The sequence below is a fragment of the Posidoniimonas corsicana genome (genome assembly GCF_007859765.1).
Lineage (GTDB): Bacteria > Planctomycetota > Planctomycetia > Pirellulales > Lacipirellulaceae > Posidoniimonas > Posidoniimonas corsicana.
Map to the genome: position 1 here is coordinate 200,652 of NZ_SIHJ01000002.1, position 26,706 is coordinate 227,357.

Here is a 26,706-nt window from a genome sequence, read left to right on the forward strand (position 1 = left end):
CGCCGCCTGCGCCCGCCTAGCGGCGGGAGCGTTCTCGCCGGCGGCGGTCGTCGCGTGTCGGCTCGGCGTCGCTTGGCTGGGCCAGGCCGTCGAGCGCCGCGCGGATGCTCTCGGCCGTGCCGGGCGACATCTGCAGCACGCGCACCACCGGCTGCGACTTCTGGGCGGCCGTGTCCCGCTCGTCGACAAGCTCGCTGATCTGCTGGAAGAGCTGGTCGTTGCACGAGACCAGCAGCGTGTTGGCGGCCTCGTCGACGGCCAGCGTAAGCTGGATGCCGAGCGGCCGCAGGCCGGGTGACTGCGACTGCGTGGCGGACACCGACGCCCGCCGCTGGTCGCCCCGCCGGTCGTCGCGGCGGGCGGCGCGGGCCTCCGCGGCCGGGTCCACCATGAAGTCCTTGTACAGCTCGCGGATGATCTGCGCGACATCGTTGGCGTCGGCGTGCTCGACCTGGATCGAGCGGGGCACGCGGTCGCGGAGCGACTCGGGCAGCTCGGTCGTGTCGAGGAACTTGAGGAACCGCTCCGCCCGCGCGACGCGTTCCTCTGGCCCGCTCACAAAGAGCGAGTTGGTGCGGGCGTCGGGCACGATCCGCATGGTCTGGGTCTCGGAGCTGGAGAAGCCGTAGTCGGGGCCCGAGCCGACGATGACGTCGGAGTAGGCGTCGCCGCGGAGCAGCTCGACCAGCGTCTGGGCGGTAGTCTCCGCCGGGGCGGCGCGGAGGAAGAACACGGTCCACCGCTTGCGGGCGGGCATCTGGCGGACGAGCTCGCGGATGGTGTTCTCGACCTGGTCGAGCGCGACGCCGTCGTTGGAGTACATCAGCAGCTCGTCGCCGCGGACCTCGATGGTGACCCGCTCGCCATTCGCGTCAGGGTTCTCGCTGGCCTGCTGATCGGCGGCGGGCGCGGCAGGGCTCGCGGCCGGCTGCTTCGCAACGGCGAACACAACCCGCCCCTGCGCGTCCGTCTCGTAGGCTATCGACTTGATCGTCGCCGAGGCGCCGTGTTCGGAGCGCCGCTTGGCCGTGTCGACCGGCGCGCGGCGGAGGTCGTCGCTCGCGTGCGACTGTTCGCCATTGCCGCCGCCGGGGGCCACCACGCGGATCTGATTGTCGAACTCGTCGTCGGCCTCGAGCAGCTCCTTCACCACCCGGGCGACCCGCTCGGCCTCGCCGCTGCCGGACAGCGGCAGGCGGCGGAAGCGGCTGCTGTCGCCGCCGAGGGCAAGCCCCTCGCCCTCCTGGAACGAGGTCAACGCCTTCCTCATCTCCGCCACCTGCGCGGACGAGCCGCGCACGATCAGCGAGCGGTTCCGGAAGTTGGGCGTGATCACCGGGCGGTCGTCCCGGTCCTCGTTGTCGAACAGCTGCGCCAGCAGCTCGCTCATCATCTGCGGGTCGGACTGCGAGAGCGGGATCACCTCGACGCCGGCGCCCATGCCGCCCGAGTCGATGGTGGTGATCAGCTGCTCGATCTCGGCGTGCTCGGCCGGCGTGGCGAGCACGTGGATGCTGTTGTTGCGGCCGTCCTCGTTGATCACCACGCCCGGGATGACCGAGTCGACGGTCTCCGCGACGTCGTCCTCGTCGGCGTTCTCGACGGTGTAGACGCGGAGCTCGGGCGTGTTGCTGGTGAAGGCGGACGCGCGGCCGTCGGGCGAGGGGACGTCGATCGTTTCGAGGATGCTCTCGACGAGTTTGATCGCGGCGGGGGTCGCCGTGACCAGCAGGCTGTTGGTGTGCCGGAGCGCCGACACCTTCATGTTCATCGCCATCTCCTGCACGAGCGGCGTCGGCGAGGCGGGCTGGTTGCCCTGATCGACGCCGCCGCGGTCGTCACGGCCGCGGCCCCGCCGCTGCTGCTGCCACTGTGCGCGGCGCTGCATGGCGGCCTGGAACGGGTTGGTGCCGAGCCCGAACAGGTTCTGGATCTGGCGTTCGGCGTCCGACGCCGCCACGTTGTTCAGCGCGAACGAGCGGAAGATCAGCTCGTCGTCCGCCGGGGGCGGCTCGGCCGAGGCCAGCAGCTCCACCGCCTCGCGGAGACTCTTGCCGAAGCCCTGCAGCACCATCGCGCCCGACGAGTCGAGCGGCGCCGCCATGCCGCGTGGGCCGAGCAGCTGCAGCATCTGCTCCGCCACCTCCTGCGGCTGGAAGCCCTTCACCGGCACGACGATCCGCAGCAGCTCGTTGTCGCCGTACTCGGACAGCGTGGACGCCGGCACGGTCGGGATCAGGTTCGCGAGCACAGGGTTGTCGGTCTTCATCGCCACCAGGAACTGGTCGCGCCGCAGCAGCACGTAGCCGCGCGGTAGCAGGTAGCCGTTCAGCACATCCAGCGCCCCCGGCACCGTGTGCCGCTGATCGTCAATGTAGCTGAAGGTGCCGGGCGGCACGTCGGTCAGGTCGAGCGACAGGCCCGCGTTCTCGGCCATCCACTCCAGCACGGTCGGCCACTCGGCGCCCGAGAAGCTGAACTGGATCGGCGCGCCCGGCGCCGCCGTTGCCGCCGGCGGTTCGGCGGCGCCGGCGTCTGGCGTCGCCGCGGGGTTGTTGGCCCAGGCGGGCGTTGCGGTGAGGAGGGTCGTTAGCAGGAGGTTACGCCACCGATGAGAATCGCGATCCATGGATCTACCTGTGGGATTAGCCGCTGCGAGTTGGTTAGTGCGATCCGGGGAGGATCGCGGCTCTCAGCGAGGGCGCCGGCAGAGGCGGCGGGCGGGAATCAAAAACAGCGCCAAAGGCCAGCGCCGCGTTTTCGGTCCCCACCACTGTAGCAGCCCTGCAGGCCCGTGACCAATCGACTTACTGATTGATGCGCTGGCCCGTGAGAGCACTGCGCGTTAATCATGAGAAAGCGCCGTTGAAGCAACATCTGGAACGGGCAGCAGCATTAGTGGTCTCAATCGCACCGCGTTGGCCGCGCGACGCGTGACGGATTAGGCGATCATCGCCTAGACAACACCTCGGCGCAAAGCTTCGCCCCAGTTGATACAACCCCGAGCCGGGCGGCAGGTGTCGTGCTGCTGGTAGGTTTCTGCCGGTAAGCCGTTCCCTGCCAGATCAGCTAGCCCAGTCCCGCCAGACTGTGGGATCGGCGCCGCAGCATGCGCGTTCGCCCGATGGCGTCTGGTAGGTGGCGAACAACCCATCGTCCGTGCGGAGGCCACCGCGTCGGCGCCAATTTCGGCGACTGCTTGCTCTAGCCCCCACCCGCGTCCAGATTCTGCCCGACGTGGCGTGTTAAGCAAGAAGCGGCCGCGACCGACGTTAGCACGCCGGCCGCGGCCGCTGTTGTGAGAAGAAGGTACTCGTCCTCTAAGCGAGTTGCCCCAAGCCGCAGGCCTAGCAAGGCAGAACTTGTGGCGCGGCGGTGTGCACGCCGACCGCGGGCGGCCCGAGGTCCGGAGACGGGCCGGCGATCAACGCCCCGACAAACATCAGGACGGCGCCCGCTACGTTAATCAGAAACGGCTTGGCCGCCTTGTTCCAGTGCATGATGACAAACACCAGCGCGGCAAACGGGATGAACAGGCTCAGCAGCCCCCAGACGATGCTCTCCTGGAAGGCCACGACCAGCACCCAGATGCCGCCCACGATGGCCACAATCGCCCCCACGCCCATCAGTAACGAACCGATCACACCCATCAGAAACTCCTTCGTGTAAGGGTTAGTGACGCCGGCCCCACGGACGCGGCGTTCAGTGCGCCTCCCGTCCTCCGCGAACGCGACGACGCGGGTCGGCGAAGGTATCCCAACGCCCCATGACGGGCGTTGTGTTGGTCTGACCGCGTATTCGTCGCAGGGTTGTCAATCTTGCCCCGGCTCGGGGACATCCCGCTCGCTGATGGCTGCCGCGATCCGCGACACGGCATTGAACCTGTTTGACACTCCGAAGTCGAACTCCAGCTCCGGCAGCATGGTCGGGGTAGCGCCCAGGCGGATGTAGCGGATCGCTTCCTTGTGCACCGCGGCGCCGAGCAGCTCTTGCTGCTCGTTGTAAACGGCCAACGAGATCCAGTAGTCGACCTCGCTGTACTGCACAACCGCGGCGTGGACCTTCGCCCGCAAACGGCTGTCGGCGTCGAGGGTCAGCCGGCACTTGCCGAGGCTGACCAGGCTGAACCTGGCGCCGCCCTGCACCACCGGCGACGATTGCATCGACAGCGAGAACTCTTTGTCGAGCTCCACATCGAACATGCCCGGCATCGCCCGCGGCGGTCCGGTGTCCTTAGCGGGCGCGCCGTGCACGGCGTTGCCGCCTACCGCGAGACCCGCCGCTGCGAGTAGCGTTCGTCGATTCACTGCGCGACCTCCAATCAAGGATACGAACCGCGGCGCGCCCGTTGCTGCGACTCTGACGGGCGTCAGGACCGCTGCGTCCGTTCAGCCTGCTGCGCTCGCGAGGCCAGCACGCTGATCGGCACAAACCACACGGCGACCATCAGGTACGTGACGGTCTGGTTCCACGGCGTCCCTTCCGTTAGCCGGTCGAGGACGACGATCGCCGTGGCGAACAACAACGATAGCGCAAGGATCCAGACAACGGTGTGCTTAAGCTGCATTACCGGGGACTCCTAAATGAGAAGAGAGGAGCACGTGCCGCGGAAGCCAATCAGAGAAGACGCCCCCATTCTACCACCCGTCCGGGCGGGCGCCAGCGCGCGTTTCTACCGGGTCGAGGCGGGCCGCTACGCCCGCTCAGCCCGGAGCACGGCCCGCAGCTGCTGGTCCCGGGCGAGGTCCCCCGGCGTCTGGCCGCTCTTGTTGGTCGCCTGGGGGTCGGCGCCGTGGGCGAGGAGCAGCTCTGCCAGCCGGATCGCGGCGTCGGTCTTGCCGGCGGTGGCCGGCGCTCCGGAGCTGACGGCGGTGCGGTGCAGCGGCGTGGCGCGGCTCCGTTTATCAGCGGCGTTCACGTCCGCGCCATGGGTGATGAGTTCCTCCGCGGCAGCCGGCGACCGGAACCGGACCGCGCGGTGCAGCGGCGTCACGCCGTTCTTGTCGGCCTCGTTCACCGGAACGCCGGCGCCGATCAGCAGCCTGATGGCCTCCCGCTGCGCGGAAGGGTCGGGATCATACGCGGAGCTCGCCGCGAGCAGCCCGCCGGCGGCATCGTGCCCGGCGGCGATCAGCCGCTTTAGGTCGGCGATCCGGAGCTCAAACGCGGCCTCTTGCAGCTCGTTCATGGGATGCCGCCTAGGGGTGCCGCGGAGGGAGCACTAGCCCTGAGGCTGCTCTTCGCCTGCTGACTCGTCGGCAGTTGACCCGTCGGCTGCGGGTTGTTCGCTTGCCGGCTCGCTGGCTGCAGGCTCGTCGCTCGAAGCCTCTTCGCCTGTCGGCTCGCCGGTTGTCGCCTCTTCGCCTGTCGGCTCATCGGTTGTCGCCTCTTCGCCTGTCGGCTCATCGGTTGTCGCCTCTTCGCCTGTCGGCTCATCGGTTGTCGCCTCTTCGCCTGTCGGCTCATCGGAGGCAGCGGGCTGGTCGGCGGGCGGAGCGCCGAGGCCGCCGAAGTTGGGCATCCCGGGGATGGCCGAACCCGCGGTGCCGAGGGGGCTGGCGTCCGACTCGCCGCCGTCGTCTTCGTCGGCGTCCTTCTGCTTGATCACGTCGTCGCGACTGAGGTGGATCTTCTTGAAGACGTCGTTCGAGATCACGTAGTACCAGTCACCGAAGCGGGCGTTCAGGTCCGAGACCTTCTGCTTGCCCTCGGCGACCTTGTCGGCGTACTCGTCCAGCTTGCGCTGGTTGCGTTGCTCGATCTCCTTCCGCTCTGCGGTCAGCTCCTCGGTCGACGCGTCCGGCTCGGCGTCGGCTTCCTCACCGCCGTCGTCGTTGCCCTCGCTTTCCTCGGAGGGCTCTTCGGGCTGCTGCTCGACGTCGCCCTCGGCGTCGTCGGTCGGGTCGCCGGACTCCTCCTGGGCCTCCGCTTCCTGGACGGTCTCGGGGAGCTCGGGCAGGTCCTCCAGCTCGGGCTTGGCGATGGCGTCCTCGTTGAAGCGGGCCATGACGAACAGGTAGCGGTTGACGGCCTCACGCTCGGCGTCGCCCTCGGCGGGGGCCGCGCCGGTTTCGACCTGGGGGTTGCCGAAGCGGAGCACGTACTCGACGCCGTCCTTCATGGTGCAGATCACCTCGCCCGAGCTGGCCAGCAGGTCGGACGCGCCGGACTGCGTGCCCACGGGGGCGAAGCCGCGCTGGATGAGGCTCAGCAGCGCCTCGTTGTCGCGCATGAAATCTTCGCCGGCCTTGAGGTCCTTCGACAGGCCGGCGGGCTTCTTCGCGACGTCGACGATCCGCAGGTCGTCCAGCGCGTTCTTGAGGTCGCCCAGCTTGTCGGCGTTCAGTTCCTGGTCCTCGCCAAGGGTGAACTCCTCGAACACGCCGCGGCGGGGGTTGGTGGCCTGCTTGAGGGTGACCGGCGCCCACTTCGAGTCGCTGTCGTCGTAGCGGAGGGTCATGTCGGTGCGGTAGTCGGTCTCGACGCCCAGGCCCCCCTGCTGGCTCAGGTACATCTCGGCCGAGTAGTCGTTGATCTCAACCTGGGCGATGTCCCAGGGGCTGATCTTGAGCAGGTCGTCCTCGATCCAGTCCTCGAACGTGGTGGAGAAGTCCTCCGGGTTGATCTTCACCACGTAGACAAAGTCCTGGTTGGCGCGGCGGACGAAGTGGTTGCCGTCCGAGTCCTTGACCTCGTGGCCGATGATCAGGTCGACCAGCGGGCCGTCCTCCTCGCCGGTCACGGTGACCCGGGTCCCCACGCCGGTCTGGCCGGCGTCCAGCTTGGGCGACTCGGGGTCCACCACGCCGTACGTGGCGTGCTCGGCCGGGTTACCGGTCACGACCCGCAGGATCTCGCGGTCCAGCACGCCGGTGCGGGCCTCGGCCATCTGGGTCTGCGCGTCGGCGGGGTAGCCACCCTTGGACGGGATAGTCCACAAGTTGCCATCGCGGGCGACTTCAAACTTGCTGAGGCTGGCGGCGTCCTCGTCGAAGCGGGTGATCTTCATCCGGTCCGCCTTGTCGACATCGAAGGCCTTGGTGAGCTGACGCCCGACCTCGTCGTCGGCGTTGAACTCGGCCGACTTGGGCACGCTCAGGTAGGCCGCAAGGCAGGCCGCCGCGGCGACGGCCAGGAAGGTGACGGTCTTGCTCGATTCGTTCATGGCTTCTTCAGTGGTTCGTCAGCGGCCGCTTTGGCGGTCAATCAGGTTCGAACTTCTGTGAACTGTGGTGGCTGTGTCGCCCGCGGGCGCCGGTGGGATTTGCGTCAGGCGGCCGTGGGGCCCTCTTTCTTGCCTTCCTTGCTCCCGTAACGCAGGCGGCTCTGGGCCACGCCCTCCTTCTCCTGCTGCCGGCGGTGGAAGAACACCCAGGCGGCCAGCAGGATCGGCAGGATGGGCGGCACCAGCACGGCGGCCATCTTGTAGGATCCCTGCACGCCGCGGATCTTGGCCGCCAGCTCGCGCTCGTTCTGGCGGACCTGCGTGTCGCGTTCGTCCTCCAGCCGCTTGATCTTGACGTCGCGTTTGCGGGACTCGCGGATGCGGGTCTCCTCGAGCAGCAGCTGCTTCTCGATCGGCGAGAGGTCCGTGCGGGACTCGATGGTCGCGATCGCCTTCTCGAAGCTCCGCCCGGCCTCCTCGATCTGGGCCTTCGCGTCGGCCTGGAACTTCTCTTGTTGCTTCTGCGAGGCCGCGCGGTAGTCGGCGGTCTGCTGCTCGATCTGCTCCAGCGTCCGGTAGTTCTTGGCCCGCTTCCGCAGCTCGATGAAGCGGTCGTCGCCGGCGAGCGAGTCGAGCGCGTTGAGCACGAACGCCACGTTCTGGATCCGCCACTTCACGACCATGTCGTCCTCACCGGCGCGACGCAGGTCGAAGAACTGGTCGGACAGGCAGTCGATGTCGGCCACCACCACCGCGTTGAACTTGACCGGCTCCTTCATTTCTTTCTTCTCGTCGGCCGCGTCTGACTCGGCGGTCAGCTCCTCCTGGGCCTTGGCCAGCTCCTCGTCGCTGACGCTCTCCTCGAGCTGCAGGTCCTCGTCCTCGGCCACGGTGCCGCGGACGTGGGCGGCCAGGATGTACGACTTGCCGGTCGGGCGGTGGGCGGGGGTCAGGTCGCCGCTCATCAGGATCGGCCCCGGCGAGGACGCCGGCACCACGCCGGTCTGGTCACCGGTGACCGCCAGGTTGGTGAAAGTGACGTCCTCGCGGCCCATGTTGCTGAGGCCGCCGGCGTAGAAGAACAGCAGCTGGTTCAGCCCGGAGCTGATCGGGTCATCGGTGCTGAACGGGTGCAGCGCGCCGTTGTTGCCATCGATGAACACCCACTGGGGGTTCCAGTACGCGCCGAACACCGGGTAGGGGTTGTACCCCTGCCAAACCAGCTCGGCGCCGTTGAGCCGCACGCCGAGTACGTCCCACAACTGGTTGATGTCGCCCTTGGGCTCGGGCTGCCCGCCGCCGAACATCGCCATCGGACCGCCGGCCTGCTTGGGCTGCGCGGTGCCGGGCACGCCGGCGATCATGCCGGGCAGCGGGTCCTCGAAGATCGCCACCGGCTGGCCGGAGCGGACGAACTCGACGAAGTTGACCATCGCTTCCGGGCTCAGCGAGCTGGGCTGCACGGCCAGCAGCACGTCGACCTTCTCGGTGATCGGGTTGGCCGGGTCGATCTCGACCAGGTCGTACTGCTTCTTGAGCTCGGTGATGATGAGGGCCTCCTCGGTGGGGCCCTGCATGGTGAAGCCGCCCATCAGGGGCGCGTCGGTCTTCAGCACGCCGACCTTCTTGCGTTCCTGCTGCGCGACGGTCGCGATCGAGCGGACCAGCTCGTACTCCACCGGCACGCCGCGGTCGAAGAACGGCACAACCACCTTGTCCAGGCCGCTGGTGATCGCGGCGCCCATGAAGATCTCCTCCTGGGACTGCGCGCCCTGCACGGTGCTGATCACCTCGCGGGGCTCGATGCCGTAGGCCTGCTCGGCCACGGTGGCCTCCTCGCTGTAGACCTCGATCTGGTTGATGTTGGCCTGGACCTTGCCGCCGGAGATCGACTCGAGCTCCTGCAGCGTGCTCAGCAGCTCGCGTTTCTGTTTGGCGTACTCCGCGGGCACGGTGGGGCTGACGAACACGTCGACCTTGACCGGTTTGACCTCATCGTCGCGGCCGAGCTCACGCACCAGCGTGCGGCTGCTATCCGCCAGCGAGTTGATCTCGCCCTCGGTGGCGTCGAAGCGGAACAGGTTGTTGTTGGACAGGAAGATGTTGACGGCGCCGACGGTCACCAGCAGCGCGAGCGTGCGGAGGAAGAAGTGCGACCCGAGCGACTCGCCCTGCTCGCTGCCGGCCCAGTGGCGGCGGCCGATCAGCACCATGCAGAGGTACAACGCGACCAGCGCGATGCTGACGAAGTACACGATGCCGCTGAGCGTCACGACGCCGCGGGAGAAGTCCGCGAACTGCTCGGCCGCGCTCCATTGGCGGATCGCCTGCACGACCGTGCGGTTGGAGATGAACGCGTCCGCCTGCCCGGCCAGCGCCAGCGGTAGGTTGAACAGCATGCCCAGGATAAAGCCGACTGTCAGGTTGCTGGTCAGGAACGACGCCACCATGCCGATGCCCAGCATCGCGACGCCCACCAAGAAGTACCCCAGGTAGGTGCACAGGAACTGCCCCACGTCCGGCGAGCCGAGGCCGTAGGAGAACACCAGGAAGATGGAGAACATCGAGAACAGCAGCGCGACCAGGAAGATCGCCACGCCCGCCTTGAACTTGCCAAGCACCACGTCGAAGTCGCTGGCGGGCAGCGTCAGCAGCAGCTCGTCGGTGCCCTGCCGCCGCTCCTCCGCCCAGATGCTCATCGTGATCGCCGGGATGAAGATGATCAGGATGAACGGCATCCACTCGCTGAGCTGGTCGAGGTTCGCCAGGTTGTTGCTGAAGAACGCCGGTGGCCAGAACGCGGCCACCGAGCTCAGCACCACGAACACGCCGATAAAGACGTAGCCCGTCGGGTTCGAGAAGTAGCTGATGAAGTCGCGTTTGAAGATCGCTTTGATAACGGTCGGGTTCATGGCTTGGTAGCTGTTAGCTGTTGGCTATTGGCTGTTAGCGGCAGACGGAGGCGCTGTCAGGAGCTCCGAGCATCGGCTCGGGGAGCCGATCCCTACACCCCGGCGCTCGCCCCGGTGAGCTGGTGGAAGCGCTCGTCCATCGAGGCGCCCTGCTGCGTCATCTCCGCTGGCGCGCCGTCGAACACGACCCGGCCCTCGTCGATGAAAACCACGCGGTTGCACATGGCGTCGACCTCCTGCAGGATGTGCGTGCTCAGCAGGATGGTCTTGGTCTCGCCCAGCTTGCGGATCAGGCTCCGCACGTCGCGGATCTGGTTGGGGTCCAGGCCGGAGGTCGGCTCGTCGAGGATCAGCACGTCCGGCTCGTGCAGCAACGCCTGCGCCATGCCGACCCGCTGCTTGTAGCCCTTGGAGAGCTTGCCCACCGGCTTGCCGAGCACCGCCTGCAGGTTGCACAGCTCGATCACCTCCTCGGTCCGCTGCCGCAGCCGGTCGGAGGGCATCTGGCGGGCCTCGCCGATGAACTTGAGCAGACCGCGGGGGGTCATCTCGTGCCACAGCGGGCCGTTCTCGGGCAGGTAGCCCAGCCGCCGCGAAGCGGTCAGCCGGTCGGTCGCGACGTCGTGCCCGGCGATGCGGGCCGAGCCGGCGGACGGCGCCAGGTAGCCGGTCAGCAGCTTCATGGTGGTGCTCTTGCCGGCGCCGTTGGGCCCCAGGAAGGCGGCCACCTCGCCGCGGTTGATCGTGAACGACACGTCGCGTGTCGCGGCGAAATCGCCGTAGAACTTAGACAGGCCAACGGCCTCGATCATCGGCTCGGCGGCCGAGCCGTTTTGCTCGCTCGTGCTCATCGACGGGCAGCTCCCTGTGGAGGTCTCGGTCGGTCTCGTGTGTGGGCGGGGGCGCAACGAGCCGCCCGGGGCACACGCCGTCAGAGGACGGGCGGCCAGCGGAATGCTCACTACGCCTGTGGCCGGGCAGGACGCCCGGCCGAACCGCTGGGGGCTTCCCGGCGGTAGAAGCCGGGGCGGGCAGCCCCCAGTAAGCCCAGCAGCCTAATCGGTCTGGGCCCGAATTGTCTATACCGCCCTACTCTTACAGGCTTCTTTGGCTACGCACGGGCCGCCGGGAGGGTTCGGGGCAGCGGGTATCGGGCTTGGGGCGCCGGGATTCAGAAGAAGAGGAGCGTGAGAGCGCGCCTCTCCGAGACCCGAGACCCGACCCCTACAACGGCTCGTCCAGCCGCGAGGCGATCTGCCCCTGCTCCAGCCGCAGCAGGATCCGCCGCCGCCAGGCCGGGTCGGTCTCCGGAAAATCAGTCCGCAGGTGCACGCCCCGCGACTCGGTCCGCTGGCGGGCGGCGTGGATCATCAGCTCCGCCACGACCAGCATGTTCTGCAGCTCCCAGCCGGCCGGGTCGATCAGCTGGCGGGGCAGCACGTACCGCCGCCAGCTCTCGAGGTTGCCGTCGGCCTCGTCCAGCCCACCCTGGTCCCGCCACACGCTGGCCCGCCGCCACATGAGCGCCTTGAGCGAATTGCGTATGTCCTGCAGGTCCAGGAGCTCCGCCTTCGGCTCGACAGCCGGGTTCTCGAGCGGGATGGCGCGGAAGCTGTCGTCCTCGCCGAGCGCGGCGTCGCACGCGGCGCGGCCGGCCCGCGCGCCGTACACCAGCCCCTCCAGCAGGCTGTTGGACGCCAGCCGGTTGGCGCCGTGCAGGCCGCTGCTGGTCGCCTCGCCCGCGGCCCACAGCCGCGGCAGGCTGGACGCGCCGTGCTCGTCCACCACCACGCCGCCCAGCATGTAGTGCGCGCCGGGCCGCACCGGGATGCGGTCCTTGGTGATGTCGATGCCGAACTCCAAGCAGGTCTTGGCGATGCCCGGGAACCGTTGCTTGACGAACGCGGCGTCCAGGTGGCTGAGGTCGAGGTACACGTTCGGGTGCTTGGTTTTCTCCATCTGCGCGACGATCGCCTGGCTCACCACGTCGCGGGGGGCGAGCTCGGCGCGCTGGTCGTACTCGGGCATGAAGCGGCGGCCCTCGGAGTCGAGCAGCACCGCGCCCTCGCCGCGCATCGCCTCGGTTACCAGGCTGCGGCTGCTGCCGGCGATGTACAGCACCGTGGGGTGGAACTGCATGAACTCCATATCGGCCAGCTCGGCGCCGGCCCGAAACGCGATCGCGTGGCCGTCGCCGGTGGCCACCGGCGGATTGGTGGTCTCGCGGAAGATCTGCCCCGCTCCGCCGGTGCAGAGGATGGTCTGCTTGGCCCAGATGAAGGTCTTGCCGTGGTAGGGGTTCCACACCAGCGCGCCGCGGCACTCCTCCGGACCGTCAGGGCCGGGGTGGGTGAGCAGGTCGATGGTGAACGTGTTCTGCCACACCTGGGCGCCCATCACCTGCTTGGCGTGGGTCCACATGGCGCGCATGATCTCGCGGCCGGTCGAGTCGCCCAGCGCATGCACAATCCGGTTGTGGCTGTGCCCCCCCTCGCGGCCGAGCAGCAGGTCGCCGTCGGGCGCGGTGTCGAACCGCGCCCCCCACTCGATGAGCTGACGGATGTGCGCGGGCGCCTCGCGGACCACCATCTCGACCACCCCGCGGTCGCACAGGTTGGCGCCGGCGGTGAGCGTGTCCTCGACGTGGTTCGAGAAATCGTCGGTGGCGTCCAGCACGCCGGCGATGCCGCCCTGCGCGTAGGTGCTGTTGGACTCCCGCTCGACGTCCTTCGTGACTATAAGCACCGACAGGTCCGCCGGCGCCTGCATGGCCGCCCGCAGCCCGGCGATGCCGCCGCCGATCACCAGCACATCGACAAAGTGGTGCGGGATCTTCTTGGGGTGGAACGGGACAAGGTACCGCGGGATCGGCTGGGGCATGGTCGGATTGCGATGAGGGGGAACGCAGCGTGGGACTACTAGTTGACCATAGTAGCACTCCCTCCCCTAGCCCAGGGCGGTCGCCGTGTGAAGCTGGGCGTGCGGCCGCGGCACTTCAGCGCCCTTTCACGCCCAGCGCCCAGGACCTACATTCGGTGACTCGATGCATCGCCGCTGGGCAGCCTGCTGGAGCCACTCCAATGTCGAAACCCAAACTAGTCTTCCTAGCGCTCGCGGCCGTAGCGGCATTGGGTTTGCTAACCGTTGGCTCCTGCGTCGCCCTCATCTACTCTGGCTTCACCAACGCCGACGCGGCGGTGTCGCCCCGGATCGATGCTCTGTTCGCCGCGATCGAGGCCGACACGCTAGCCAGCACCTACGATTCAGCGACAACGCAAGAGCTGCGTGACGCGTCGACTAGGGAGCAGTACGTTGCTGTAGGCAAAATGATCAAGAATCGACTTGGACGGCTGGAATCAAAGTCGTTGCGCAGCGTTAACTACCGATACGACAATGGCGCCGCGTACTACGATGTGACGTACAGCGCAACGTTCGAAAACGGAGCCGGAGATGTCGTGGCCAAGATGAAGAAGTCAGACGGCGAGTGGAAGTTTGTCACCTTCAGGGTGAACTCACCTTTGCTGCAGCAGGGCCAAGCGATGACCGCCTGCCCCAATTGCAGCAACCCCTTCCCCGCCAACGCCAGCTTCTGTCCATCATGTGGCTTCGCATTGAGCCAAGCGGAGAACAGCCCGCTGGGCGAATAACGCCATCTGGCGAGCGCACAGGCGACTCTGGCGCCCTACGGGGGCTTCGAGAACTGCGGTCTAGCGATACGTTTTGAAGAGCTGCTAGACTCGCGTGTTCCCCCACGGCTCACACCCCCAGAGACTCGCCGCCACCAACTCTTCGCAGCCGAATGGACAATCACATAGACCTGCCACGAAAGCTCGACTACCTCATCGACGCTTCTCGGAGGTTCGGCATCCACCAGTCTGATGCCCAGGTCGACGCATTCTTAGCGGACGCAACGCCCGCACAAATGGAGGAGCTTGCGGGCATTGCCGAGCGTCTGCGATGTGGTGGCCATCTGAGCGAACTCATGAGCTATCTCGACCAGCGCCCGATTGATGAGTACGCGGAGTCGGCACAGCTCTACTTCCTCCTCGGAGTGCTTGATACGGCGGGATTGAAGTTCGAACCTCCCGACTGGAACAGCGTCGAATCGCATGTCCGCTCGCTGCAGCGTTTCGGCAGCTTCCGGCTTGCTTCCGAGCGTATGCACGCAGCACAGTTTCTGGCTGAAATGGGACAGGCAGCGGCGCCCGCGATTCCGTTGCTTGGAGCAGCTTGCTCAGATGAGGATGAACGAGTTCAGGTCTGGGCCCATTTCCCGCTCGCTAGGCTCGTCGGCGACGATGAGTCACACTCCCGCGCAATCCGCCAGATACTCTCCAAACACGGCCAGGTAGACGAGTTCGGTGACTTGGACGAGATCGGCGAAGAGGCATCCGAAGCTCTGGAGCAGTTGCAAGGCAGCGTGGACGGCCGTTCCGACGATCGAGGGGAGCAATGAGGATGGAGGTAACGAGCGCAAAGCGACATCGGCGCGTGTTAACTTCCATTGCCGTAACCGTGCAGCGAGTCACACAGCCTACGGCGCCGCTACTCCACGCCCCCGCTCACGCCCTGGTTGTACCGCTGCAGCCGCTCGCGCCACTTCAGCGGCGCGGGGGCGTTGCGGGCGCCGGCGTTGTTGCGGAGCTCGTCGACCGTGCGGTCGGTTTGGCTGGCCGGGCTGCCGGGCAACCTTCCTAGCCCACGCAGCGCGTCGTCGAGCTCGGCCTGGGCCTTGGAACTGTTCGGCCGCCGGGCGGCCTGCTTCCGCTGGTTCCAGCGCTGGACGAACCGCCGCAGCTGGTCCTCGTTCCAGCCGAGCTTGTCGAGCAGGTCCGGGTCGACCTCGTCCTTCTTGAGCTGGTCGGCCAGCCGCTCCAGCACCAGGTCGGTCTTCTGCCGGGCGTAGTCGAGGTTGGCCTTGTCGCCGCCGACGTCGCCCCCCTCGGTCGGGCCGGTCGACGGGGCGCCGCTGGCGCCGATGTCCGACTGGTCGCCGTCGGTTCCCTCCTGCTGCGACTGGCCTGGTGCGCCGCGGCCGGGCTGACTGGCGTCGGAGGGCTGCTGCTGGTTGTTGTCGGCGGGCCGGGGCCGAGGCTGGCCCTCCTGCTGCGGCGTTGCCTGTACTGGCGAACGCCCCCCTTCCGCCTGGTCCTGCGACTCGCCGGCTTGATCGCCGCCGGCCTTGTCGCCTTGGCCCTGCTGCTGGGTCGAGCCCTCGCCCGAGTCGCGGCCCCGCTCGCCGGTCTGCTGGTCGGCGACCTGGTCTGTGCCGCCGCGCTCTCCCGCCTCGCCCTGGCCCTGCTCGGAAGCGCGGCCGGCGCCCTCGTCGGACGCGGTGTTCTGCCCAGCGCTGCCGGTTCCCTCCTGGTCGCCGCGTTGGCCTCCCCCCTCAGCGCCGGCGCCGGACTTCTCGCCGCCCTGGTCGCCTTGCTCGTCCATCTCGGTCTTGTTCTTGTCGGACGCGGGCGACTGCGCCTCCTCGTTGTTCTGCTTGTCGGGGGCCGGGCTGTCCTTGAACTTCTCGGTGGGGGCGCGGTCGTTCTCGATGGTAGGCGACCCCTTGGGCTTGCCGGCCGACCCAGGGGTCGACTGATCGCCTCGCGGCGACTGCTGCTTGCCGCCCGGCGCCTCGCTCGATTCGGCTCCGCCCTGGTCTTCCTGGGGCTTGTTGTTCAGGTCGCCGCCCATGGTGTCGGCGCCAGCGCCGTCCGAACGGTCTGCACTCTCGCCGTTGTCGGCGGGGTGGTCCTGCGGCGCGGCGTCACGGGGCTTGCCCTGCTGACCTTCCTGCTGCATGTGCTCGAGCATCCGCTCGAAGGCCTCGCCGTCGTCGGCGCCGGAATCATCGATCGGCTGCTCCTGCGGGGTGGGCGTGCCGCCGCCCGAGGCGTTGTCTTCCGGCTTGACGTGCGACCCGCCCTGTTTGCCGGACTCGTTGCCGCCGGCGCCCCGTTGGCGGTTCTGCTGGCCGCTGTTGCGGCGGCTGTCGTTCTGCCCGCCGGAAGACTGGCCGTTGTTCTCGCCGGACGACTGCTCGTTGCCGCTATCCTGCCCCTGCTGTGGGTTCTCCGAGTTGGGCGCGGCGCCGCGATCCTGGGTCTGCAGGCCATCGCCCCCTTCGTTGGAACCCTGCTCCTGCTGCTCGTTGCCCTCCTCGCCCTCGGGCTGCTGCTGGCTGCCGGTCTCGCTCGGCTTATTGGAGTCGCCCTGCTGCTGGTTCGAATCGCCCTGGCCCTGCTGGTTCTCGGCGTCCTGCTCTTCCCCGCCCTGGCCGCGCTGCAGCTCGCCCTGCTGGCGGTCGCCCTCGGTCGGCTGCTGATTCTGGTCCTGCGGCTGGCCCTCCCCGCCTTCGCCGTTTTGTCCATCGGGCGATTGGCCTTCTTCGCTGGGATCGCCCTCGTCTGCCTCGCCGCCGTTCTCGCCGGGCTGGCGCTGGTCCTGACTGTCCTGCCCGGCGTCGCCGGTGTCGCCCGCGTCGGCCATTTCCTCTCGCCGGCGGTCGCCACGAGCGTCGGGCGATGCGATGCGGAAGGTCTGCCGACGGGTCACCACGGTCTGCGGCTCCGGCTGACGGTTGTCGGAGGCCTCGAGCCAGTACTCCACCACATCGCCGGCACGCAAACCGTGGTCGGTGGGGGTGAAGGCGTACTGGGCCTCGTACTTGCCGCGGAACGTGCGCGTGAGCAGCCGTTTGTGCAGCACCCGGCGGCCGTCCCGCTCGGCGAACACCCGCACGTCGGACAGGCCGAAGTCGGGGTCGCGGGCCGTGCCGCGGATGTCGACGGTGTCGTTCTGCCGGATCGTGAGCTCGGGCTCTTCCGGGGCGGTCAGCTCGGCCTCCGGGGGGTAGTCCGGGTACACCTCGATCGCGTGCTTGGCCGGCTTGGCGTTGGTGAGGCCGCCGGCAGTCTTGAGCCGCAGCACGTAGCCGCCGTGCTTTGGGGTTTGGCGGTCGTCGCGGAGCGCGAGGTCGAATCTGACCGTGGCGGAGTCGCCTTCAACCTCCATCTGCAGGTCGCGACTGCCGTCGGCGTCGAAGTCAACGTAGGCGCTCTCGAGCGTGGTGTTCGCCTGGGCGTGCAGCGTGACGCGGGTCCCCTCGATGGCGCGGAGGTCGCCCGACTTCTCCTGCGTGTAGTCCAACAGGCCCGTGTAGGCAGGAAAGCGGTAGTCGACCGAGCCCACCACAATGGCCGGAGCGGGCAGCACGTTGACAACAAACGTGGGGGTGCGGCCGTCGCCGGCCTCGACGCGGTACCGCACACGGCCCGACAGTCCGGCCCGCTTGCCGGGCTCGGCGAGGGTCGGCAGCGACAGCGTGAAGCGGTTGACGCCCTCATCGAACGTCAGCGGCTGGCGGTCGTCCAGCCGCTGGCCGTCGTCCGAGGTGAGCACCACGTCGACCTGCTCGCCATCGGCGAGCCCGTCGACACGGGCCTCGATGTCCAGCGTCTGGCCCTCGACCAGCGTCGTGTCGCCGGGGGTGACGTCGGTGATGCGGACGCGGCTCGGCGGGGCGATCTTGGCCCACGGTGCGACAATCCGCGCGGCGGTGGTGAACGGGTCCTTGGTCGACGCCAGCGTGTACACGGCGACCGCCGCCAGCAGGCCGACCATCACGGCCGCCATGCGGACCACGCGCGAGCGGTCGACGACCGCCTCTTCCGGCGCGCGAGAGATCCCCTCGGCGGCCTGCTGCTCCAGGGTGGCCAGCACCGCGGGCGGGAGCGGCCGACCGCTGCCGCGGAGCGTGAGCAGGTTGATCAGGCTGTTCTTGAGCGACGGGGCGCTCTCCTCGATCGACTTGGCCGTGTAAAGCGGGTTGATGCGTCCGGTGACCAGCGGCCACAGCAGCGTCTTGGCATACCAGCCGGTGGCCAGCATCGCGGCGGCGAACAGCACGTATCGGAACGCGTCCGAGAAGCCCCGCTGGGTGAGCCAGTGCTCGGCCACCGCCGCGGTCAGCAGGAACACCAGCCAGCCGACCGCTAGCCCCATCATCGCGTAGGCGATCTCGGTCGCCTGAACGGCCCGCCCGGTCCGCCGGATATGGTCGGTGACGTAGCGGTCGTACTCCACTACCTGCGGCCCCTCGTCGGCCGAGCGGATTGCCTGCAGGATAGAGGAGCGTTCGAGAGCGGCGGGGAGCTTGGGCATGCGGAGGGGGCTGGGAGTCGCGGGCTTTCTTCGATTATACCGCCTGACGGCCGGCGGCCACGCGGCGGGCGGCCGCGGGGCTCAGCCCGGCGAGCGCGGCGCCGAGGGGTTGTGCCGCCTCGGCTGCTGGTGCGGGCCGGACGCGGGTCAATCTGGCCCACAGCCGCCCGGCCCCCTACCATGGGGCCCTGCCGGGAGTCCCCCGGGTCGGTTCAGTCCCCGCCGCTTCCCTATTCGCCCTTGAACGAGCAATTCTTCCACGACCTGGTCAGCGGCCGTCGGCGCGGCCCCGTTGCGGCGGCGTTGCGGGCCGGGCTGTGGGGCGCCCAGTGGCCCTACCGCGCGGTAGTGGCCGCCCGCAACCGGAGGTACGACCACTCTTCCGACGCGGTGACGAGGGCATCGGTTCCCGTGATCAGCATCGGCAACCTAACGGTCGGCGGCACCGGCAAGACGCCTATGGTCAAGTGGGTCGCCCGTCGGCTCCGCGAGCAGCACGTCCGGGTGGCGATCCTGAGCCGCGGCTACGGCGCCGAAGAAGGCGGCCTGAACGACGAGGCGATCGAGCTCGAGGAGTCGCTGCCCGATGTGCCGCACGTGCAGGACCCAGACCGGGTCGCGTCGGCGGCAATCGCGATCGAGGAGCTGGAGTCGCAGCTGCTCCTGCTGGACGACGCCTTCCAGCACCGCCGGCTGGGCCGCGACCTGGACATCGTGCTGCTGGACGCCACCTGCCCGTTCGGGCATGGACACCTCCTCCCACGAGGCCTGCTGCGGGAGCCGGTCGGGTCGCTCCGGCGCGCAGACGTGGTCTGCCTGACGCGGGCCGACATGGCTAGCGAGCCCGACCGCGAGGCGATCAGGCGGCGGGTAGCACAGGCCGCGCCGGAAGCACTGTGGTGCGAAGCCGCCCACGCGCCGCAGCGGCTCATAAACGCCGCCGGCGCCCAGGCAGAACTGGCCGCGGCGTCCGGCAGACGTGTCGCTGCGTTCTGCGGGATTGGAAACCCAGCCGCGTTCCGTCGCACGGTAGAAGAACTAGGCGGCGAGGTGGTCGCCTGGCGCGAGTTTCCCGACCATCACCGCTACACGCGTGAAGATATTGAGAAGATCACCGCCGACGCCGAGCCGGCGGAGTTGGTGCTCTGCACCCACAAGGACCTGGCGAAGGTGCAATCGGAAGAACTCGGTCAGCGGCCGCTGTGGGCGGTCGAGATCGAGATGCGACTGCTCCTAGGGGAAGAACCGCTGTCCGCGCTGATTAACGAAATCGCGGCGCGAGCCCTAGAAGCCGGTGAACGGGGAGAGAGCTGCTAGCACGCCGTCAGCGCAGCCTGATCCCGTATAGATCGGGCAGTAGCCAGCGCAACGCTCACCGGATTAAAGCTATCGCTAGTGGAGCAGACCCACCAGGATCTCGTTCTCTAGCCGCTCGTCCTCGAGCACACCGAGCGCCGCGTGCTGAGCCAGCTGCTTGGAGTAGTAGGTGGCGCATCGCCCCGCTAGCGTAACGTGTTTGTCATCAACGCTAACCCTCAGACCCTGGATCCGATCACCCAGCCGGCGTTCGATGCGGCTCTGAATCCGCGACGCGAGGCAAGGCATGGGGGCCGCGAAGCTGTCGGCTTCGGTTGCGTAAGACGAAACGCGGCGCTGGTTCGATAGGGGCGGCAAATCTAAACCCTCCGTAGATAGGGACGTCCCGCCAAAGACATATTCATGGTTGTTTCGCCAGCTGCACTCGTCGCGCTTCAGCGAGCGCGGTCCAATCGAGTGTCACGGGTCAATCAACCGCAGCAGGATCCGTCTGTCCAACCGCAAAACCGGCGCCAATTGTGGGGAGAGCAAGCATCCGGTGGGTGTTCCGTCAGGAAACATTGGCGCCACGCGTCCCTTGCGGCCGGGTAGTCTACTCTTCCGACTCGGCAGGTGTCAAATCGTTAGCGCACTATTAATCCTGCTTTTGGCAAATCTTTCCTGACCGGCGCAGGTACTGGACCACCTCATCTGCTAGTGAAGTAATATCCTTTTCCGCGGTCGCCAGCCGCAGCTCCGGAGCGACCGGCGCCTCGTAGGGGTCATCGATGCCGGTAAAGCCCTTGATCTCGCCCGCCCGGGCCTTCTTGTACAACCCTTTGGGGTCGCGGCTCTCGCACACCTCGAGTGGGGTGTCGACAAACACTTCGATAAAATCCCCCTCCGGCAGGCTGGCTCGCACCGCGTCCCGGTCGGCTTGGTAGGGGCTGACAAACGCCGTCAGGGTTGCGACGCCGGCGTCGGCGAACAAACCGGCCACCGCGCCGATCCGGCGGATATTCTCCTCACGGTCCTGCTTGCCAAACCCGAGGCCGAACCGCTGGGCGAACTCGTCGCCGTAGCGTTCGGAGAGCATCTTCGGCGCCGCGTTGAGGCCGTGCCGCACGTTGTCGCCGTCCAGCAGGTACGTCCGCACGCCCTTGGCGAACAGCAGCTGGTCCACCGCCCCGGCGATGGTGCTCTTGCCCGACCCGCTCAGGCCGGTGAACCACAGCACAAAGCCGCGGTGACCGGACTGCTGCTCGCGCAGCTCGCGGGTCACGGCGTGCTGGTGCCACACTACTTGCGGGTCGGTCGGGTCGGGCATAGGGCTGGTCGGGGCGGAGGGTGTTCTCCCCCACGGTCGTGGGGGCGGCAGTGCGATACTATACGCCTCAACACCCGCATCATCCAGGAACCCCACGCCAGGAGCCCGCCAGCATGGGACACGCCATGAAAGCCCAAGACGCCCTCCGCGCCACCGCCGCCACCAGCAAGATGGTGGTCACCAAGTACTGCGAGGACCTGTCCGACCAGGAGCTGCTGACCCGCCCGGCCGCTGGCTGCAACCACCTGGCCTGGCAGCTGGGGCACCTGATCTCGTCGGAGCACCAGCTGCTGGAGTCCGTGTGCCCCGGCGCCGCGCCGGAACTGCCCGATGGCTTCGCCGAACGGCACAGCAAGGAGGCCACCGCCAGCGACGACGCCAGCCAGTTCTGCGGCACGGCCGAGTACCTCGAGCTGCTGAGCAGGGTGCAGGACGCGACCGTCGCGGCGCTCGACAAGCTCAGCGACGCCGACCTCGACCAGCCCGGCCCGGAGCACATGCGGCCGATGTTCTCCACCGTAGGCGACATCTTCGTGCTGATCGCCACCCACCCGATGATGCACGCCGGGCAGTTTGTGCCGGTACGCCGGGCGCTGGGCAAGCCGATCGTGATCTAGCGGCGGTCGGTAGAGGCCCTACACGAAAAAAGCAGCACGGCCCCAACGGCCGTGCTGCTTTGGCAAAACGCTTTGCTAGGCCCGCTGCTAGTTCAGCCAGAAGCTGAAGTACAGGTACATGCCGCCCACGCACAGCAGAATCAGGCCGGCCAGCAGCTTGTTGCCCCAGTCCCAGCTGCCGGAGATCTCGTCCTCGGCCAGCTCGTGGATCGAGCCGTAGGTCAGGCCACGGGTCTTCTCTTCGGCTGGCGGCGCGGTGATCAGCGAGACCCCGATCATCACCAAGATGCTGATCAGCATCAGCACACCCGTGGCGTACAGGAAGTTGAAGTCGCCGATCGCGGCCAGCAGTGCCGGGTCGTGGATCTTGCCCTCGCCGGCGCCGTACATCGCCTGCACGGTCAGCTTAAACATGCCAAGCACGAAGCCGATGGCCAGGGCCGCCGTGGCGCCGGCGGCGTTCATCCGCGGCCAGAACAAGCCCAGCAGGAACACCGCGGTGATCGGCGGCGCCAGGTAGCCCTGCACGCTCTGCAGGTACTGGTACAGCCCGCCGCCGGCGATCGCCTTCATGACCGGGATCCAGATGATGCCGGCGCCCACCACCACGGTGGTCGCCACGCGGCCGACCGTCAGCAGGTGGCTCTGCGACATGCCGGGGCGGATCTTCTCGTAGACGTCCACCGTGAACAGCGCGGCGCTGGAGTTGAACAGCGACGCCAGCGAGCTCATCAGCGCCGACAGCAGGCACGCCACGATCAGGCCGCGGATGCCCGGTGGCAGGAGCTGCGACACCAGCGACGGGAACACCTGGTCGCCGTCGATATCAAAGACGTATTCGCCCGCTTCGTTCTTCACCAGCTTGCGGGGGATGAAGAAGCCGGGAGTGGCTCCCTCGGCCTCGGCCAGGTTGGCGTCGCGGAGCAACACGTTGGCGTCGGCTACCGACTTGGCGCGTTCCTCCGGCGACGAATCCTGCGCGAAGGTGGCCGCCAGGGCCGGGTCTTCCATGCCGCGGTTAAACTCCTTGTCGAGAGTCCAGCCGATCATGCCCGGGATCAGGAAGATCAGCACCGGCCACACCTTCAGCAGGCCGCCGAACAAGGCGCCACGCCGGGCGGTGGCGAGGTCCTTGGCGGCCAGCGTCCGCTGCACGATGTACTGGTCGGTACACCAGTACCAGATGCCGATAATCGGCGACGCGATCAGCACGCCGAGCCACGGGAAGTCGGGGTCGGACAGCGGACGCCACAGCGCAAACTGCACGGCGTTCTCACCGGCCTCGTTGACCAGCTCGCCCCAGCCCGCCGTCACGCCGGCGTCGCCGCCAAGGCGGCCGAGGCCGATGTACGTGATCACAAACGAGCCGAACAGGATGATCACCGCCTGCGGCGTGGCGGTCGCCATGATGGCCCGCATGCCGCCGAACACCGTGTACAAGCCGGTCAGGATGACGGTCGAGAAGGCGCCGATCCAGAACGCGTCGAGGTACACAAAGCCGAGGTCGAGGTTGATCTCCGGCAGCAGCGCCTTGAACACGATGGCGCCGGCGTACACGGTGACGCTCACCTTGGTGAAGATGTACGCCACCAGCGAAACCAGCGACAGCAGCAGACGCGTCGTGGCGTTGAAGCGTTTCTCGAGGAACTCTGGGATCGTCTGCACGCCCGACTTGTAATAAAACGGCACGAAGATGCCCGCAAGCAGGATCAGCACCCACGCGTGCAGCTCCCAGTGGGCCATCGCCATGCCGGTCGCGGCGCCCTGCCCCGCCAGGCCGACGATGTGCTCCGAGCCGATGTTCGACGTGAAGATCGACGCCCCGATCACCACCCAGCCGGCGTTACGGCCCGCCAGGAAGAAGTCGTCGGTGTCCTGCTGGTTCCGCCCGTACCACCAGGCCACAAACCCGATGATGGCGAAGTAAACGCCGATGACGCCCCAGTCGAGCGGCTCCATCGCGGCGAGCGTAATCCAGTTCAGGTTCGTCAGCATTGCTTAAGGGGCCCAGAGGCCCTGTTGGAGAAGAGAAAGAGAAAAAGTCCGCCCGTCGGATTTCACATTCTGATTTAGCTTTCCGACAAAGTCTACCCCGCGGCGAGCATAATCTTGGTCAAAGCCCGACCACCCGCGGGTGGCCAGATACTAAGCCCCGGCCCGACCGAACACAAGCAGATCGGACGGCCGTTGGTCGCAGACGCACGGCCCATCGGAACGCGCCTGAGAAGACATGCCGGTCAGAGGGTCTGCGACCACGTCCCGAGCGATCGCTCTTTTCACTCACGCAGGCGAAAACGAATCTGCGCTAGTAATGCACGCCGTTTCGTCCCCGTCCATCAGCTGCCATGAGTGTTCCCTCTACGACCGCCCAAACGCCGGAACTGCACTGCGTTGGTTCCGGCCTACAACCTACGGGTTGGCGACGTTTAGTTTCTTGTTCAGTGGCGGTAGCGGTACGTGCCCCTCACGGTAGAGGACGTTGTACGCGCTGAACGGGATCAGGTGGCCGGAGGGCAGCACAAAGTGGACGCAGCTCTTCATCAGCTGCCGCACGTCGAAGTTGTACGCGTCCATGAACGAGGTGGTGGTGATGCGGAACATGTCGGCCGGGGTGAGCCGTTCGGTCATCGCCCGCTCGAAGAACTCCGCTGCTACGCGCTGTCCCCCAACCTGTCCTAACTGGATCAGGTCGTGATCACCGGCCCCCCCAAGCTCCACCGGCCCACAACCGCAGCCTTCGCCGCAGGTCAGCCGGCTCATCACCTGCTCGATCAGCTGCTTCGCCCGCGGGCGGGTGAAGGTGATGCCGCCGGACAGCAGGTCAAGGTTGCGGTCGATATCCACGAACCTTGCGAGCGGCGTGACCTGCTGGCCGTCGCGGTAGCCGTACGCGAGCGTGTGCGCGTTGGGGTGCGCGCACGGCAGCGGCGTGAAGTCGTCGGCACGCCAGACATCGCCGCACTGATCCTCCAGCGCGCGCAACACATCGGGGAACGTGACGCGGTCCTCCAGGTCCTCCGGCAAGAAGTGTCGCCCGGTGTAGCAGGCGGGCTGAAAGCTCACACCAGAGACCGTGGGCCGCTGCATGCCGTAGCGGACGATCGGACCTACTTGATCCACGTTCACGCCCGCCTGCAGCGTGGCGACCAGGATCACGTTCAGCCCGACGGCGGCGCACGCTTCGACCGCCTGGTGCTTGATGTCCAGCAGGGACGAGCCCCCAGCAGACGGATCCCGCAGCGACGCGTAGTTCGACTCCTCCAGGCCATCAAACTGCAGGTAGACCTCCACCCGGTGTCGCTGCTCCGCCAGCCGCTCGGCGAACGCGCGGTCCCGCGCCAGCCGCAGGCCGTTGGTGTTGATCATCACGTAGTCGATCGGCTGGCTGCACGCGTAGTCGTAGATATCAAAGAAGTGAGGGTGGATCGTCGGCTCGCCGCCGGAGAGCTGCAGGATCTCCGGCCGGCCCTCGGCGGCCACCAGGTGGTCGATCGCCGCGCGGCACTCGTCGACCGTCAGGTGCTTGCCGCCGGGCCCGCTCGACGCGAAGCAGATGGGGCACTCCAGGTTGCAGGTGGAGGTGATCTCCAGCAGCCCCAGGCAGGTGTGCTGCTCGTGCTCGGTGCACAGGCCGCAGTCGTAGGGGCAGCCGCGGTCGGGTTCGACGGCCATCACGTGCGGCTGCCGCGCCGGGGTGTGGTAGCCCGGCTTGTCGAACCAGCGGCTGTCGGAGCAGACAAAGTCCTCCCGGTCGCCATGCTCCGGGCAGCGTTTGCGGAAGTACACCCGGCCCCGCCGATCAATAATCTTCGCCGGAACAAGCCGGAGGCACTCCGGGCAGAGGCTCTGCGTGGCGCCAAGGAACGTGTAGTCGCGGAACGGGAGCGTCATTTCATGTCCTTTCGCCAAAGCAGGCGTCTACCGAGTCGCCAAGCCACGATTCCGGCGGCTGCCAACCCACACAATGCGGCAAGCGGGTAAATCACCCATCCGCCCTCGCCAAACAACGGCCGCAGCCACTCCGGCCCGTTCAGCGCCGCGGCGACGCCGCCAAGACAAACCGACACGCAGCAGATCACGAACGATACCCCCACGGCGCCGGCGACCAGCAGGAACGTCAGAAACTGCCAGAGCAAACCGACCTGCCTCACCGGAGGCTTCGACCGCGGGGACTCGTACGGGTTCTCGTTGTGCTCAGCCACTGCGAGTCACCCGCTCCCCACCCGCGACGATTCCGTCAACGTCATCGATCCCTGCTCCACTTCACCCATTTGCGGTAGAGCACCCGCGCAACCAAGACTGCTACGACAATGCCAACCAGCACGGAAAAACCGACCATCAGCCACAGGCCCGTATCTGTGAGGCGCCGGTTAGTGCCTGGCCCGTAAAACCCGAGGTAGAGCCCTCCGTAGCAGATGGTGTTAAAGCAGATCCGCGTGGACACCACGGCAACAACAGCCGCGACTACCCCCACGACGCACCTGCCAATCAGCCCGAACCGGTAGATTGGCGGCACACTCGCCCGCGGCGACTCGTACGGGTTGGGTTCTTGCTCGTCCACGCTGCAGGGGACTCCCTCGCGACATCGTCGATCAGGGCGTGTGTGCGGCAATCTACAACGGAGATTCTAACAAATCAGAGCTGCCGACGTTCATCGCCTTCGCCAGACTGCTCGAGCAGCAAAGTAGGCGGCGAGGAAACCGCTGATGACCGCCGGCCCAGCGGCAATCAATGCGACCAGGTAGTTGGCGTTGCCGGGACTGCTTGTCATCGCGATTGGAACCTAAGCAACCGGGATACAGGTCACGCAGAACGCAACTACCCCCGCTGCAATCGAGAGTGGCAACGCCACCCAAACGCCAAGCCGTCGCGCGGCCCGTTGTGCGGGCGTGGGCTTGGACTGGGGCGATTTGTACGGGTTGTCATTCCGTCGGCTCACAATTGCTCAGATTCCCTATCAACCGGCCGCCGGGCGGCGGACCACACCGCGAAGCCGGCCACCGCCCCAACCACCCCGCCGAATACCCACGCCGCCCACATCAAGACTTCGCCCTGAGTCGTTAAGGGCGCCGCTTCGCCCTGATAGCCAACGCCAAAACCAACAAAGCCGATCGGAAAGCACGTGCAGCAGAACGCCGCCCCGGCCGCCACAATCACCAGCGGGACCGCGGCCACGAGGCTCATACGCCGCGCCACCCGGTGCACGGGCGATGGCTCGCTTTGCGGCGGCTC

21 protein-coding genes are annotated in these 26,706 nt (G+C 67.4%); 4 read left to right on the plus strand and 17 right to left on the minus strand.

What is annotated here, in order from left to right; genetic code table 11:
- Positions 1–16: 16 nt before the first annotated feature.
- The 9 genes from KOR34_RS16895 to nadB form a co-directional block, all read right to left on the minus strand.
- Complete coding sequence (locus KOR34_RS16895) at positions 17–2,629, minus strand: secretin N-terminal domain-containing protein (protein ID WP_146566350.1); 2,613 nt, start codon at positions 2,627–2,629, stop codon at positions 17–19.
- 718 nt (positions 2,630–3,347) lie between these two features.
- Positions 3,348–3,650 carry a hypothetical protein gene (locus KOR34_RS26765; RefSeq protein WP_197531514.1) on the minus strand — a complete coding sequence of 101 codons (303 nt, stop codon included), beginning with the start codon at positions 3,648–3,650 and terminating at the stop codon, positions 3,348–3,350.
- A 162-nt stretch (positions 3,651–3,812) separates the two neighbouring features.
- Positions 3,813–4,307, minus strand: coding sequence for a hypothetical protein (locus tag KOR34_RS16905; protein ID WP_146566352.1), 495 nt, complete (start codon positions 4,305–4,307; stop codon positions 3,813–3,815).
- Between the two features lie 62 nt (positions 4,308–4,369).
- Positions 4,370–4,567, minus strand: coding sequence for a hypothetical protein (locus tag KOR34_RS16910; protein WP_146566354.1), 198 nt, complete (start codon positions 4,565–4,567; stop codon positions 4,370–4,372).
- Positions 4,568–4,693: 126 nt separating this feature from the next.
- Positions 4,694–5,188 (minus strand): ankyrin repeat domain-containing protein, encoded by a 495-nt coding sequence (locus KOR34_RS16915; protein WP_146566356.1) that lies wholly within the window; start codon positions 5,186–5,188, stop codon positions 4,694–4,696.
- A 33-nt stretch (positions 5,189–5,221) separates the two neighbouring features.
- A complete protein-coding gene (locus KOR34_RS16920; RefSeq protein WP_146566358.1) occupies positions 5,222–7,165 on the minus strand; it encodes a DUF4340 domain-containing protein in 1,944 nt (647 codons plus the stop codon).
- Between the two features lie 104 nt (positions 7,166–7,269).
- Entirely contained in the window at positions 7,270–10,077 is a 2,808-nt protein-coding gene (locus tag KOR34_RS16925; protein ID WP_146566360.1) for a Gldg family protein, read from the minus strand.
- Positions 10,078–10,169: 92 nt separating this feature from the next.
- Positions 10,170–10,928, minus strand: coding sequence for an ABC transporter ATP-binding protein (locus KOR34_RS16930; protein ID WP_228714675.1), 759 nt, complete (start codon positions 10,926–10,928; stop codon positions 10,170–10,172).
- A 373-nt stretch (positions 10,929–11,301) separates the two neighbouring features.
- A complete protein-coding gene (gene nadB / locus KOR34_RS16935) occupies positions 11,302–12,957 on the minus strand; it encodes an L-aspartate oxidase (RefSeq protein WP_146566362.1) in 1,656 nt (551 codons plus the stop codon).
- 200 nt (positions 12,958–13,157) lie between these two features.
- On the opposite strand from nadB, the gene KOR34_RS16940 reads away from it, so the two are divergent.
- Together KOR34_RS16940 and KOR34_RS16945 are read left to right on the plus strand one after the other, a co-directional pair.
- Positions 13,158–13,724: a zinc ribbon domain-containing protein gene (locus KOR34_RS16940; protein WP_146566364.1), complete on the plus strand. Its 567-nt coding sequence runs from the start codon at positions 13,158–13,160 to the stop codon at positions 13,722–13,724.
- A 152-nt stretch (positions 13,725–13,876) separates the two neighbouring features.
- A complete protein-coding gene (locus KOR34_RS16945; RefSeq protein ID WP_146566365.1) occupies positions 13,877–14,533 on the plus strand; it encodes a hypothetical protein in 657 nt (218 codons plus the stop codon).
- Positions 14,534–14,622: 89 nt separating this feature from the next.
- On the opposite strand, the gene KOR34_RS16950 is transcribed toward KOR34_RS16945, so the two are convergent.
- Positions 14,623–18,234 carry a hypothetical protein gene (locus KOR34_RS16950; protein ID WP_146566366.1) on the minus strand — a complete coding sequence of 1,204 codons (3,612 nt, stop codon included), beginning with the start codon at positions 18,232–18,234 and terminating at the stop codon, positions 14,623–14,625.
- A gap of 240 nt (positions 18,235–18,474) precedes the next feature.
- Between KOR34_RS16950 and lpxK the strand changes: the two genes are divergently transcribed.
- The gene (lpxK, locus tag KOR34_RS16955) at positions 18,475–19,551 is read left to right on the plus strand and encodes a tetraacyldisaccharide 4'-kinase (protein WP_228714676.1); all 1,077 of its coding nucleotides are present in this window, start codon (positions 18,475–18,477) and stop codon (positions 19,549–19,551) included.
- A 75-nt stretch (positions 19,552–19,626) separates the two neighbouring features.
- Here lpxK and KOR34_RS16960 read toward each other — a convergent pair whose 3' ends face one another.
- Positions 19,627–19,839 (minus strand): BON domain-containing protein, encoded by a 213-nt coding sequence (locus tag KOR34_RS16960; RefSeq protein WP_146566368.1) that lies wholly within the window; start codon positions 19,837–19,839, stop codon positions 19,627–19,629.
- A gap of 346 nt (positions 19,840–20,185) precedes the next feature.
- Positions 20,186–20,857 (minus strand): adenylyl-sulfate kinase, encoded by a 672-nt coding sequence (gene cysC, locus KOR34_RS16965; protein WP_146566369.1) that lies wholly within the window; start codon positions 20,855–20,857, stop codon positions 20,186–20,188.
- 125 nt (positions 20,858–20,982) lie between these two features.
- On the opposite strand from cysC, the gene KOR34_RS16970 reads away from it, so the two are divergent.
- Positions 20,983–21,474, plus strand: a complete 492-nt coding sequence (locus KOR34_RS16970) for a DinB family protein (protein WP_146566370.1) — start codon at positions 20,983–20,985, stop codon at positions 21,472–21,474.
- Positions 21,475–21,561: 87 nt separating this feature from the next.
- On the opposite strand, the gene KOR34_RS26770 is transcribed toward KOR34_RS16970, so the two are convergent.
- The 5 genes from KOR34_RS26770 to KOR34_RS16995 form a co-directional block, all read right to left on the minus strand.
- The gene (locus KOR34_RS26770) at positions 21,562–23,469 is read right to left on the minus strand and encodes a sodium:solute symporter (RefSeq protein ID WP_197531515.1); all 1,908 of its coding nucleotides are present in this window, start codon (positions 23,467–23,469) and stop codon (positions 21,562–21,564) included.
- A gap of 414 nt (positions 23,470–23,883) precedes the next feature.
- Positions 23,884–25,365, minus strand: a complete 1,482-nt coding sequence (locus KOR34_RS16980) for a radical SAM protein (RefSeq protein ID WP_146566371.1) — start codon at positions 25,363–25,365, stop codon at positions 23,884–23,886.
- On the minus strand, positions 25,362–25,676 hold the full coding sequence (locus tag KOR34_RS16985; RefSeq protein WP_146566373.1) for a hypothetical protein: 315 nt from the start codon (positions 25,674–25,676) through the stop codon (positions 25,362–25,364). The genes KOR34_RS16980 and KOR34_RS16985 overlap by 4 nt, the downstream gene beginning before the upstream one ends.
- A 41-nt stretch (positions 25,677–25,717) precedes the next feature.
- Positions 25,718–26,035 carry a hypothetical protein gene (locus tag KOR34_RS16990; RefSeq protein ID WP_146566375.1) on the minus strand — a complete coding sequence of 106 codons (318 nt, stop codon included), beginning with the start codon at positions 26,033–26,035 and terminating at the stop codon, positions 25,718–25,720.
- Positions 26,036–26,409: 374 nt separating this feature from the next.
- Complete coding sequence (locus KOR34_RS16995; RefSeq protein ID WP_146566377.1) at positions 26,410–26,658, minus strand: hypothetical protein; 249 nt, start codon at positions 26,656–26,658, stop codon at positions 26,410–26,412.
- Between the last annotated feature and the right edge of the window lie 48 nt (positions 26,659–26,706).